Origin of the sequence: Actinoplanes sp. NPDC049118, from assembly GCF_040648555.1 — a bacterium.
Taxonomy (GTDB): domain Bacteria; phylum Actinomycetota; class Actinomycetes; order Mycobacteriales; family Micromonosporaceae; genus Actinoplanes.
The window spans coordinates 83481-95772 of the sequence record NZ_JBEZDY010000009.1; the positions used below are offsets into that span (position 1 = coordinate 83481).

At 72.8% G+C, this 12292-nt stretch carries 12 protein-coding genes and 1 tRNA gene; 7 read left to right on the top strand and 6 right to left on the bottom strand.

The features are described 5' to 3' along the window. Positions 1-221 precede the first annotated feature (221 nt). Positions 222-293 (bottom strand) — tRNA-Val (locus AB0B58_RS15890). A 59-nt stretch (positions 294-352) separates the two neighbouring features. Then, a complete protein-coding gene (locus tag AB0B58_RS15895) occupies positions 353-760 on the bottom strand; it encodes a TIGR02611 family protein (RefSeq protein WP_360223818.1) in 408 nt (135 codons plus the stop codon). A gap of 335 nt (positions 761-1095) precedes the next feature. Here AB0B58_RS15895 and AB0B58_RS15900 point away from each other — a divergent pair, with 335 nt between their 5' ends. From AB0B58_RS15900 to AB0B58_RS15915, 4 genes are all read left to right on the top strand, one after another. After that, complete coding sequence (locus AB0B58_RS15900) at positions 1096-1527, top strand: SsgA family sporulation/cell division regulator (protein WP_020514863.1); 432 nt, start codon at positions 1096-1098, stop codon at positions 1525-1527. A 275-nt stretch (positions 1528-1802) separates the two neighbouring features. After that, positions 1803-2735 carry an AraC family transcriptional regulator gene (locus AB0B58_RS15905; protein WP_360223821.1) on the top strand — a complete coding sequence of 311 codons (933 nt, stop codon included), beginning with the start codon at positions 1803-1805 and terminating at the stop codon, positions 2733-2735. A gap of 72 nt (positions 2736-2807) precedes the next feature. Further along, the gene (locus AB0B58_RS15910; RefSeq protein WP_184991065.1) at positions 2808-3263 is read left to right on the top strand and encodes an Rrf2 family transcriptional regulator; all 456 of its coding nucleotides are present in this window, start codon (positions 2808-2810) and stop codon (positions 3261-3263) included. A 68-nt stretch (positions 3264-3331) separates the two neighbouring features. Continuing rightward, entirely contained in the window at positions 3332-3511 is a 180-nt protein-coding gene (locus AB0B58_RS15915; protein ID WP_360223823.1) for a DUF4236 domain-containing protein, read from the top strand. 5 nt (positions 3512-3516) lie between these two features. Here the strand turns inward: AB0B58_RS15915 and AB0B58_RS15920 are convergent, their stop codons facing one another. After that, complete coding sequence (locus AB0B58_RS15920; RefSeq protein WP_360223825.1) at positions 3517-4437, bottom strand: hypothetical protein; 921 nt, start codon at positions 4435-4437, stop codon at positions 3517-3519. A gap of 87 nt (positions 4438-4524) precedes the next feature. On the opposite strand from AB0B58_RS15920, the gene AB0B58_RS15925 reads away from it, so the two are divergent. Together AB0B58_RS15925 and AB0B58_RS15930 are read left to right on the top strand one after the other, a co-directional pair. Continuing rightward, positions 4525-6243: a fibronectin type III domain-containing protein gene (locus AB0B58_RS15925; protein ID WP_360223827.1), complete on the top strand. Its 1719-nt coding sequence runs from the start codon at positions 4525-4527 to the stop codon at positions 6241-6243. A gap of 111 nt (positions 6244-6354) precedes the next feature. Then, positions 6355-7944 carry a GGDEF domain-containing protein gene (locus AB0B58_RS15930; protein WP_360223829.1) on the top strand — a complete coding sequence of 530 codons (1590 nt, stop codon included), beginning with the start codon at positions 6355-6357 and terminating at the stop codon, positions 7942-7944. On the opposite strand, the gene AB0B58_RS15935 is transcribed toward AB0B58_RS15930, so the two are convergent. Genes AB0B58_RS15935 through AB0B58_RS15945 form a run of 3 tightly spaced genes read right to left on the bottom strand, consistent with a single transcriptional unit; the run spans position 7945 to position 11304 of the window. After that, entirely contained in the window at positions 7945-8724 is a 780-nt protein-coding gene (locus tag AB0B58_RS15935) for an endonuclease/exonuclease/phosphatase family protein (protein WP_360223831.1), read from the bottom strand. Continuing rightward, positions 8721-10220: a phosphatase PAP2 family protein gene (locus AB0B58_RS15940; protein ID WP_360223833.1), complete on the bottom strand. Its 1500-nt coding sequence runs from the start codon at positions 10218-10220 to the stop codon at positions 8721-8723. Before AB0B58_RS15940 ends, AB0B58_RS15935 begins: the two co-directional genes overlap by 4 nt. A 55-nt stretch (positions 10221-10275) precedes the next feature. Then, the gene (locus AB0B58_RS15945) at positions 10276-11304 is read right to left on the bottom strand and encodes a YihY/virulence factor BrkB family protein (protein ID WP_360223835.1); all 1029 of its coding nucleotides are present in this window, start codon (positions 11302-11304) and stop codon (positions 10276-10278) included. Between the two features lie 159 nt (positions 11305-11463). Here AB0B58_RS15945 and AB0B58_RS15950 point away from each other — a divergent pair, with 159 nt between their 5' ends. Next, positions 11464-12279: a YndJ family protein gene (locus tag AB0B58_RS15950; RefSeq protein ID WP_360223837.1), complete on the top strand. Its 816-nt coding sequence runs from the start codon at positions 11464-11466 to the stop codon at positions 12277-12279. Positions 12280-12292: the final 13 nt, after the last annotated feature.

The window sequence follows — 12292 nt, forward strand, 5'->3', positions numbered from 1 at the left end:
AAACACGCGCACAGCACCCAAAGCACCACCGCGCCAAACACGCGCACAGCACCCAAAGCACCACCGCGCCAAACACGCGCACAGCACCCAAAGCACCACCGCGCCAAACACGCGCACAGCACCCAAAGCACCGTGGGGTTTCAGGGGGCTCGGCCCCCTGAGCAGACATGACGAGGGGCCCCGGTTCGCGCTTTCCGCGAACATGGGACCCCTGCCACTCGTGGGCGATACTGGGATCGAACCAGTGACCTCTCCGGTGTGAACGGAGCGCTCTCCCGCTGAGCTAATCGCCCTCAACGGAGTCAGACTGTACCGGACCGGCGGCTCCGCACGCGAACCAGGGTCCGGCGCGTCAACCCTCCGTGACGAAGGTCCAGATCACCGAGGCCAGGTCGACGTCCATGGTGACCTTCACCGACGTCCACACCACCGCGCTGATGAAGATGAAGCCGACCAGGCCGATCAGCGCCCGCAGCGGCAGCGACTGCGCGAGCACCCAGCGGGTCCAGGCCTGCACGTGCTTCTTGGTGAAGTGGAGCAGGTGCTTCGCCCAGACGAACTCGACCGCCCAGATCGCCAGGCCCAGGATCACGATCGCCCAGCCGGGGCCCGGGAACGGGATCAGCACGATGCCCAGGGCCACCACGAGGCCGCCGAGCACCCCCACGCCGACCTTGAGTGCCAGCCGGCCCGTCGGATTGGCACGGATCCGGTCGAGCAGGCCGAGAGGTGAGTGATCCTCGGGCGGAGTTTCGGTCATGGGGTCCGTTTGGGACATCTCGTTCACTTTCGCGGCAAAGATCGCATGCTCCCAGTCATTTCATCCCCTAGTGTTCCCCACCCCCGTCACTACCCGGGAGGAATGGACGTTACCGGAGTGAGTCAACTGCTGGACCACCCGACGCCGGGCGGAACCGAGTACATGGGCAGAACAGGACAAGATACCGTTTAACGGCTCGTTCGGTGAGCTTATCGGAACCGTCTTCCCACTACTGGGTGAGATCAGCGTATGGCGGAGCGTAATGACAGGGATCACCTGAGTATGGGAAACGCGGGGTTCACCAGCCTCGCAGCGGTGCCGGGGGGAGTTCGTCCATGAGTACCATTCGTCCAACGACCGTCGAGGTCGAAACCTCGCTGCGGCTCGTAGCGCCAGACGCCACGGCTCTGCCCGTGCGCGCCAGTCTGCGGTACGACCCAGCCGACCCGTACGCGGTCCACGTGTTGTTCCACGCAGAATCAGCCGGTGGGGAAGCCGTTAGCTGGTCCTTCGCGCGTGAACTGCTCGTGACCGGGCTTGATGAGCCTGCGGGGATCGGGGATGTCCGGGTGTGGCCGTGGGCCACGCCGCGGGGCGACTTCGTTGCCCTGGCGCTGTCGTCACCCGACGGCAACGCCCTGTTCGAAGTGCCGCGCAGTGTCCTGGTCCGGTTCCTGCGGCGCACCTACGTGGTGGTGCCCCGCGGCCGGGAGTCCGAACATCTGGACGTGGACGCCGCGGTCAACCGGCTGCTGGCCGGTCGATAACGACAGGAATTACCGGGGCGACTCGCGCGGACACTGCCGGTCCACGCGGGTCGCCTTTTACATGCCGCAACACCACGGAAGTCGATCGCACGCGAGGGGGTGAGAAACGGACATACGACGGGTGAAAGGGGATTCCGGGACAGAAAGCGAATAGCGCTACCGAGTACGCCTTTATGTCTGATTTGGCCAATGTTATCGGGGTCCTCGGGACGATAAAGTCCGCTCTCCGGGTTCCCACGTGCATCGCTGGTCACGGCCAGCTACGGTCGGCCTCGATGGTCACCTCCGGTCCGCGCCTCGCCAGATCGGCACCCGCCCCGAACTGGGCGGGCGTCGGAACCTGGACACTGCCGGAGACCGAACTTGCGGTACCGCACCCGGCACCGCGCCGGCTGCCGTATCACCTGCTGGCCCTGACCACCGCGGGACACGGCACGGTGGAGATCGATTTCGCCGCACACCCCTGCCGGCCGGGCACCCTGCTCTGGATCCGCCCCGGCCAGGCGATGCGCTTCGGCGCCGAACCCGGGCTGGACGCGGCGCTGGTCTCCTGGGACCGCGAGGTGCTCTCGGCCGCGGAGGTCGCCGGCGTACCGGTCGACGATCTGCCCGGGCCGAACCGCTGGCAGCTGGCCGGCGAGGACGCGGATGCGGTGATTACCGAGGTGGCCCAGCTCGGCGTCGACTGTGCCCGGCACTCGTCGGGAGTGGTCGCGGGCGCGCTGCTGCGTCATCAGCTCGCCGTCCTGCTGTTGCGGATCGCCCTGCTCACCGACTCCCCCGACGGGTTCGGCGGCACGACGACCTCCGAGAGCCGGACCTACGCGCGGTTCCGCCGCGACCTCGAGGACGGCCACCCGCACAGCCGGCGGGTCGAGGACTACGCGGCGCGGATCGGCTGCTCGGTCCGCACGCTGACCCGGGCCTGCCTCGCGGTCACCGGCCGCAGCGCCAAACGTGTCGTCGACGACCGCGTGGCGCTCGAGGCGCAACGCCTGCTGGCCTGCACGGACCTGTCCGTGGCGGAGATCGGCCGGCGGCTCGGGTTCGGCGAGCCGACCAACTTCGGGCGCTTCTTCCACCGCGAGGTCGGGGTCAGCCCGGGCGCGTTCCGGATCGCCGCGGCGGCGCGGATGCCCGCGCAGGTACCCGACGACGTCGCCGACATCGGGGCCAGAGTTCCGGCTCAGCGACTGTCTTCTGACTGAAAGTGATGCCCGAATTCCCATATTTCCCGGGGTGCGCGAGGGTGACTGGCCCAGAGGCGGCATGATGGAGGGGTGCAGATCTCCGCGCGCGGCGACTACGCGGTACGGGCGGCGCTGAGCTTGGCCCACGCCTACCCGGCCCTGATGTCCGCCCAGGCCGTTGCCCAGGACCAGAACATGCCCCGTAAGTTCCTCGAGGCGGTTCTCGCCGACCTGCGCCGCGCCGGGGTGGTCAGAGCTCAGCGCGGCGCCGAGGGCGGCTACACATTGTCACAGTCCCCACGGGACATCACGATCGGCCAGGTCCTGCGTGCCGTCGACGGCCCACTCGCGGGTGTCCGCGGGCTGCGCCCCGAGGAGACGCAGTACTCGGGGGCGGCGGAGAACCTGCCGAACCTCTGGGTGGCCGTGCGATCCGCCGTGCGCGAGGTGGTCGACGAGGTGAGCCTGGCCGAACTCATCAGCGGCCGCATGCCGGCCCACGTCCGGAAGCTCACCACCAGGCCCGACGCCTGGCAGCCGCGGTAGGACGTTTGCGGAGATCGGCGATCGGGAACCTTCCGGCCAACCGGCCATCCACGGAAGGACTCACACCGATGGGCATCATGTACCGCAGTCGCAAGAAGTTCGGGCCGCTGATCCTGAACTTCACGCAGCGGGGATTCTCGTCCTGGTCCATCAAGATCGGCCGCTGGTCGTGGAACTCGAGGGCGCGGGCGCACCGCGTCGACCTGCCCGGTCCGCTGTCGTGGAAGCAGGACAAGTCCAGCTCCTGACCGCCTCACCCGGCGGCGATCACCACGTCGCCGCCGAGCCTGCCATGCTCCGGCCGCCGGGTCACCGACCCGGCGGCCAGCAGCGCGTGCAGCACCCTGGTGGCGTCCGCGGCCCGGTACACGGTCTCGGTGAGGGCGAAGGTCCGCAGCTCGGTCACCGTCGCCTCACCCACCTCGGCGAGATGGCCGAGCAGTTCCCGGCGCAGCGGCCCGGGGTGCGGATTGAGCGAGATGTCGATCAGATGCCGCTCCGGGTCGCCCGGATCGCGGTAGCGCACCCCCGCGTACTCGTCGACCGCCCAGAGCGTGTCCTTGAAGCCCTCCAGGCTCTTGCCCGAGGTGGTCGCGAAGATCAGCACCTCGCCGGGCTCCTCGTCGACGGCCAGCTCCACCGCGGCGACCAGCGGGAATCCCGCGTCGCGCAGCCGGGCCCGGTAGGAGTCAGCGGCGAAGCCCTCGGCCTGCAGCACGATGATCGCCTCCGCGGGACGGCCGGCGGCCAGGGCCGCGACGGTGGCCGGGGCCGGCGGTCCGCCCGCGGCGGTCGCATCCAGAAAACCCAGCAACGGTACGCGGGCAGAACCGGCCGCCTTCAGCGCGACGGCGAGCGCGGCGTCGGTCCCACCGGGGACGGTGTGGACGGTCAGGCCCGCAACCGCGTCGGCGTCCTGCTGCACCGCGGCGAGCCGGCGACCGACCTCGGTGGTCTGTTCACCGACCGCCACCATCGTCAGCTCCCGGCCCCTGACCAGGTCGGACTGTTCGGCGAACACGCGCAGCGCCGCCTCGGCCAGGTCCGGCCCGGCGTCGGCGTATCCGTGCGCATAGGTGGCGCGGCGGGCCCGGTGCAGCGCGGCGGGCGCCCACGCCTCGAGGTGGCGGACGAGGATCTCACGCTTGACGTCGGCGACGCTGTCGGCGGTCATAACCGAGTTATACGGCGTCCCGGCCGCGCAGGTCAGACCGGGTCGGCGCACCGAGGGACTTGTACCTAGGGTGGCTGAACAGACACTATGAGGCATGTGGCACCTCCGCTCGCCGAACTGACCGCCCAAGCGCAGACCCTCACCTCCGCAGGCGACCTCGCCGGTGCCCGGGACATGCTCGCCGACGTGCTCGATCCGGCCGACGCCGATCCGCAGCGCGCCTCTCCCGATCTCGCGCTCGCCGCTGCGCTGCAGGCCCGCATCCTGATCGCCCTCGGCGATCCACACGGCGCGCGGACCTGGGCCGGCTTCGCGCATGCCGCGGAGGAACGCCTGCACGGCCCGCACGACGAGCGCACGGTCGCGGCGGCGGCCACCCACGCCGCCGTCCTGCACCGGGTGGGCAACCACGGCCGGGCGGCCCAGCTCTACCACGACCTCGTCGGCGAACTGGCCGCATTGGACGGCAGCCTGTCGCCGCGGGTACTGGCGGCCGAGGCCGACCTGGCCACCGCCGAGCACGCGGCGGGCCACTGCGCCGCGGCACGCACCCGGCTCGCCGACGCCTGGGGCCGGCACCACGAGACGTACGGCGACGCGGCCCCCGCCGGCATCAAGATGCTGGCCCGGCTCGGCGCGATGGAGCGCGAGTGCGGCCGCGACGGCGAGGCGCAGGCCCACCTCGCGCAGGCACAGGAGCTGTGCGCCCGCCACCTGCCGCCCGACCACCCGCTCGCCCAGCAGGTCGCCCGGCTCGCCGGGGCGCCGGCCACGGGGCGGCACGTGTGCGGCCGGGTACAGAGCTCCACCGGGCCGACGTCCGGGGGCCCGGCGTCCGGCGTGACCCGGGTCCCGGCCACGACGATCCCCGGCGTCCACCCGGTACGCCGGCCCGCGCCCGGCGACCTGACCGGCCGGCACGCCCGCCCCGAACCGCCCCTGACGCTGCCGCTGACCTCGCCACCCGCCCAGCCGGCCGCCCCGATCCAGGAGCAGGGGCCGGCGGTGCCCGAGCACGAGAGCTACGAGCACGCGCTGCACCGGCCGGCGCCCCACGAGCAGGCCGTACCCGAGCAGGCGTTGCACCGTCCGCCGGCCGACCTCGAGCCGGAGGTCGACGAGCAGGCTCGGGCGGCGCCGGGGCAGAACGGGACGGCCGCGGCCCTGCCGCCGCAGGCCTGGACCGTGGAGCCGCCCGGGCCCTGGCCGCCCGACTCGTTCCCGCCGGACGCCTACCCGCCCGACGCGTACCCGCCGGGGCCGCGCCTGTCCCGCGGGCCGGTCGATCGGGCGACCGCCCCGGTGCCCGACCGTCGTCTGCCCGTACCGGTGGAGCGCCCCGACCGGAACCCATCCCGGCAGTCGCTCGTCCTGGCCGCCGTGCTCGTCGCGGGGATCGCGGTCGCGGCCGCGGTCGTGGTCGCGACGCTGCCGGAAGGCGCGCGGGATCCGGCGCCGGGCCCCACCGCGGCGGCACCCGCGGCGGCACCGCCGACCAGCGCCTCGCCGTCGCCGTCGCCGTCGCCGACGAACACCGCGGTGGCGCCGACCTCGGTGACGCTGAAGGACAACCGGGACAGCGTCTCGCTGACCTGGCGCTATCCGAAGGGCTCGGAGGGCCCGGTGCTGATCTCCGGCGGCCGCACCGGGCAGGAGCAGCGGGCCTTCCAGCAGCTTCCCGCGGGCACCACGGACTACGTCGTCTACGGGCTCAACAAGCAGAACGACTACTGCTTCACCGTCGCCGTGGTCTACACGGTCGACCAGGTCGCCGCGTCCAGACCCGTCTGCACCAGGCGTAACTAGAGCCCGTCCTAACCGATTCGCAACCAGGCGGAACCTCAGCAATCACCGCGGACACCCGATCGGGAGCTGTGCCAGGGACCCACCGGGACCCCCGGAAATGCAGGAGCGCCAGTGACGACGGAGGCGGCAGCAACGGCCGGCGCCGTGCTCGTGGGCGACCACGCGGCGCTCGAGGCGACCCTGGTGGAGCTCGAGAGCCGCCCGCCGTCCGAGTTCCGCGCCGTGGCCGGTCCCGCCGCGATCGTCGAGCGTCAGGCCACCGAGCTCGGCGCCGAGGAGCTCGCCATGCGCGCCCGGCTGCTACGCGCGATCTCCCTGATCCGCGAGGGCAGGTCGGAGCAGGGCGGCCGCTGGGCGCATCAGGTGCTCGCCTGGTCGCAGCAGCACGACAGCCCGTTCCTGCTGTCCCGCGCCCACCGCGTGCTGGGCATCTTCTACGGGCAGATCGGCGACCAGTCCGAGGCGCTCACCCATGCGGTGCAGTGCGTCGCGAACCTGACCGGCGACGAGCCGGGGTCGACCCGCGCCCGGCACCTGATGACGCTCGCCGTGGCGCTGGACGAGAGCGGCTCGACCGAGGAGGGTGCCCGGCGCTTCCGCGAGGCGCTCGAACTGGCCACGGCCGAGGGCGACCTCGATCTCACGCTCAACATCCTGAACAACATGGCCTACACGGCCTACGAGAACGACGACGAGCCCGGCGCCCGGGAGATGGTCGCGCACATGCGGGCGGTGCAGGCGCGCGGCGGCGGCCGGGCGTTCGGGGCGCTTGAGCTCGACACGATCGCCCGCATCGAGATGATGAGCGGGAACTACGAGGCGGTCGAGGAGATCCTGCACCCGCTCGTCGACGGTGCCGATTCCACGATCCTGAGCCACGAGGGCGACACCTGGGCGATCTCCCTGCTCACCCTGGCCGAGGCGCGCCGGCTGGACCGCCGCTACGCCGGCGCCCAGGCCGCCCTGGACGTCGCGGTACGGGTTGCGGACGAGCGCGGCCTAGACGGGGTACGGGCGGAGGCGCGCGAGGAGCAGGCGGCGCTGTACGCGGCCACCGGGCGCTTCCGCGAGGCGTACGAGGAGCACCGCGCGTTCCACTCGGCGGCCACCGCCCTGCACTCGATGCAGCGTGAGGCGCAGGCGCGGGCGCTGCAGGCCGTCTTCGAGGCGACCGAGGCACGCCGCGCGAGCGAGCACTTCCGGGAGATGGCCCACCGCGACGCGCTGACCGGCCTCTACAACCGGCGCTACGTCAACGAGCGGCTGCCCGCCCTGCTCGGCGAGGCCGTCGCCACGCGGACGCCGATCTCGGTGGCGATCCTCGACCTGGACCACTTCAAGCGCATCAACGACACGCTGTCGCACAGCACCGGCGACACGGTGCTGCAGAACGTCGCCCAGCTGCTGCTGGAGGCGGTGAGCGGCCCGATGATCGCCGCGCGGATGGGCGGCGAGGAGTTCCTGCTGGTGCTGCCCGGCATGGACGCGCGGGAGGCGACCGAGCGTTGCGAGCGGCTGCGGCTGCGGATCCGGGCGCACGCCTGGGAGCCGATCACCGGCGCGCTGGGCGTGACGACCAGCATCGGCGTGACCACCGCGGCCGAGGGACGGGCCACCCCGTCGGCGCTGCTGTCGCTGGCCGACCGCAACCTCTACGTCGCCAAGCGCGAGGGCCGCGACCGGGTCGTCGCCGACCTGTAGCTACAGGTCCAGTTCGACGGCGAGCGGGTAGTGGTCGGAGGCGTACTCCGCCTCGTCGCCGCGGATCACCCGGGCCCGCGTCGCGGTGGCCGCGATCGGCCCCGTGGCGAGCACGTAGTCGAGCCGCATCCCCGCGGCGGAGAACTCGCTTCCCCCGCCGGCGGTGGTCGGCACCGTGAGCCCGTCGCCCTCCCCCGCCACCCGCCACAGGTCGGTGAAGCCGCCGGCCGCGAACTCCGCGATCGCCCGGGTGTCGGCCGCGCCGTCCGGGCCGAGATGGCGGCGCCGGTGGTGCTCCGGCAGCCGGGCCAGCCGTCCGGTGTGGTCGGTGCCCGGGTCGAGCGAGTTGAGGTCGCCGGCGATCAGCACCGGTCCCCGCGCCGCGCGGCACCGCGCGATCAGCCGGCGGGCCTCGCGGAGCCTGCGCTTCGGCGAGAACGGGTTGAGATGGGTGCTGACCACCGTCACCGGCCCGGCCGCGGTGGGCGTCACCACGACCGCGGCGGCGTGGTGCAGCCGCCACCGCACGGCCGACCAGGAGACGATCCGCAGCGGCGGCCGGACCAGCACCGCGACCGGCTGGCCGAGTACCGACCGGGCGAGGAACGGCGTCATGCCCAGGGCCCGGGCCACGTCCCGCATCCGGTGTCCGGGAAAGCCGCGCAGCTCCTGCAGGGCCAGGACGTCCGGCCGTTCCCGGCGCAGCAGCTCGAGCACGGCGTCGAGCCGGCCGCCGCTGCCGCCGGTCCTGATGTTCCAGGTCAGGAGTCTGAGTGTCACCGGACGGGAACCTCGGCCGGATCCCGGTCCGTGCCGGCGGCGGGCTCACCGGCGCCGGCCGGGTCGCCGTCTTCGACGTCGGCGTTGGGCCGCAGCACGAACCAGAGCAGCGTGATCCAGCAGGCGGTCAGCACTCCCGCGCCCAGCACGTCGGTCGGGTGGTGCATGCCGCGGTACATCCGCGAGAGGGCGACGCCGAGCGGCATGACCACCGCGAGCGCCACGAGGAGCCACCGCCACCACGCCCGTACCCGTGGCACGACCAGCAGGGCGATGGCGACGTAGAGGCACATGGTGGCGGCGATGTGTCCGGAGGGGAACGACGAGGTCGGCAGCTGCCCGTCGAGCTGCTCGACGGGCGGGCGCGGGCGCCCGACGGCGGCGGACGCGGCCAGGAAGAGGCTCAGCTCGCCGAACATGGCCAGCACCACGAAGAGCACCGGCCGCCAGCTCCGCCACACGGCCAGCGCCAGCGGGCAGAAGATCAGCGAGACCGCCAGGATCATGTGGGTGTCGCCGGCCTTGCTCCACACGTAGCTGAGGTCGTCCAGGCCGGGCGTCCGGTAGCCCTGGAGCCAGCGTCCGACGCCGACGTCGACCGACCGGATCCAGGTGCCCTCGGTGCGGTTGGTGACCGCCCAGCCGAGCACGTACAGCACGCCGAAGGTGAACACCCAGCCGACGATCAGCACCGCGGCGCCCGCCCAGGGATGCGGCAGCACCTCCTCCTCGTCGGGCGCCGGGGTGACGTCGCGGCGCGCCTCCGGCTCCAGCCCCTCCGCGAACGGGCCGACGGGCCGGCCGACCTCGCGGCGCCAGAGGCGGAACGCGTACGCGGTGACGCCGAGCCACGCGGCGCCGAGCAGCCACCCGGCGAGCACGTCGGAGGCGAAGTGCACGCCGAGCGCGATCCGGGTGATGCCGATGGCCGCGATGACCACCGCGGTGAGGCCGATGACGAGCTTGCGGCGGCGCGGTGCGACGGCGGGCAGGAACACCAGGAGCAGGGCGCCGTAAACGACCATCGAGCCGAGGGCGTGGCCGCTCGGGAAGCTGTTGCCGGGCGCGGTGGCGACGGGCGCCTCGACGACCGGGCGCAGCCGGCCGACGAGGGTCTTCAGCGACGGGTCGAGCAGCAGCGCGCCGACCCCGGTGACGGCCAGGTAGACCGCGAGCCGGGTGCGCTTGCGGATCAGCAGCAGCACCACGACGACCGTGACGAGCCAGATCATGATCGGCCGGCCGCCGAGCCGCGCGACGGCCTCGAGCGCGGTGACGACCGGCGGGTACGGGGCGACCAGGCCGTTCAGCCCCTCCGCCACGGCGTGGTCGAGCCGCTGCAGCGGCTCCCAGCGCAGCCGGACCAGCAGCAGGAGCAGGCCGAATCCGAGCCCGATCACGACGACGGCCGACAGTCCGAGCACGCTGCGCCCGGTGAAGTGGCGAAGCGGCGCCCAGCCGGTTCGCCGGTGGACCGTGCCGTGGTCGGTGGACATCCGTGTGACTCCTGCCCGATCGGGGACTCGCGCTTGTGCGCGGGTGTTACCCCCTCTACTCGGAGCTCACACCGGCTTCGCGCTGCCGGGGCACGTCGCCGTCCGGCGCCTCCCGGGGCTCGGCGTCCGTACCCGGCTCCCACCGGTCGTGCTGTGCGGGCCGGGCGACGCCCACCCGCTGCGCCTCCAGCTGGGCGGCGAACGCCAGGCCGAAGAAGATCGCGATCCCGGTGAGGTTGGCCCAGAGCAGCAGCGCCATGATCGCCGTCAGCGGCCCGTAGGTGGCGCCGAAGCCGTCGCTGACCCGGACGTAGCCGGCCAGCAGCAGGCTGGCGACCCACCAGAGGACGGTGGCCAGGGTGGCGCCGAACAGCAGCCAGCTCAGCGCGGGCTGCCGGCGCCGCGGCGAGTGCCGGAACAGCAGCCCCACCGCGAACACGATGAGGGCCAGGCTCACCGGCCAGCGCACCCAGTCCCAGGCCGTCAGGGCGCCGGCACCCCAGCCGTAGTGCCGGGCGACCGACTGCCCGGCGGAGTGCCCCGCGACCAGCAGCAGGAAGCCGAAGAGGGCCGGCAGCCCGGCCACCACCGCCAGGATCGCCGCGCGCAGGTACTTCCGCGACGCCTTGCGGTCGCGCTCGACGCCGTAGATCCGGTTGGCGCCGCGCTCGATCTGCGCCATCGCGGAGGTCAGCGCGAACAGCCCGGTCACGAAGCCCAGCGCGAGGGCGAGCTCGCCGGCCTCCTCGGTGCGCTCGTCGTCGTCGAGCAGCTCGGTGACGAGCGGCTCGCTGGCGCCGGGCGTCAGCGCGATGACGGTGTCCGCGACGACCTGGCCGCCCTCGGAGACGCCGAGGTCGGTGGCGAGCCCGGACAGCGCGATGAGGAACGGCACGATGGCGAGGCAGAGCTGCAGCGCGAAGGCCCGGGAGTGGCTGAAGCCGTCGCCGTACCGGAACCGGACGAAGGCGTCGCGCACCAGGTGCCAGCGTCCGTAGTGCCGCAGGGCGAGGAACGCGTCATCGGCCGAGAGCTCGTCGCCCGGCATCATCCTGGTCTCGGGGACCGGCTCGGTGCTGCTCACCCGGCTTCCTCCAGATCGGGGACCGTCGCGGGGTTCACGACGGCGTAGCGGGGTCCTGTCACGGCGCCAGTGTGCAGGAGTCGCCGGAGTTCGGCGACCCGGGCCCATGCGCTACAGTGGCACCGTAGTTGAACACGTTCAAAGAAGTGGGTGGTCGCCATGTGGGTGCTGGTGAACCTTCTCGTCATGGTCGGCATGCTGGTGGTCGTCCCGGCCGGGCTGCGGCTGCTCGCCGATCCCGGCATCGAGCTCGCCCGCCGGTGCTGGCCCGTCGGCGCGGTCGCCGGCGCCGTGAGCCTGTGGCTGCCCCGGGGCCCGGCCGCCACCGCACTGGCGACGGTCTACGCGGTGGCGGCGGCGCTGCTCTGCGCGTACGCGGTCAGCCGTCCCGCCCGGCCCCGCGGCGAGTGGGCCGCCGAGGCCGCCGTGCTCACCGCCCTGATCAGCCCGGCCGTCGCGGCGAGCGCGCTGATCGCCGAGCGTTCCGGCTACCGGCTGTTCTCCTTCGAGCTCGGCGTGCTGGCCCTGACCGTGGCGCACTTCCACTTCGCCGGCTTCGCCGCGGCCCTGATCGCCGGGCTGCAGACCCGGATCGCGCCCGGCCGAGCGGCCGACGCCGCCGCGCTGACCGTGCCCGCCGGCACGCTGCTGGTGCTGCTGGGCTACTTCACGGCCGAGGCGGTCGAACTCGCCGGCGCGCTGGTGCTGACCGCCGGCATGTGGATGGTCGGCTGGCTGGTCTGGCGCTACGCGCACACCGGCGCGGCCGACCCGCTCACCGCGGTGCTGCTGGGCGGCTCCGCGGCCGTGCTCGCCGTGTCGATGGTGCTCGCGGTGAGCTGGGCGCTCGGCGAGGCGACCGGGCTGCCGCACCCGTCGCTGGGCTGGATGGCGGCGACGCACGGGGTGGCGAACGCGCTCGGTTTCGCGGTGTGCGGCATGGTGGGCTGGCGCCGCGCCGGGGCATATCTCTGATCAGGGAGGAAAT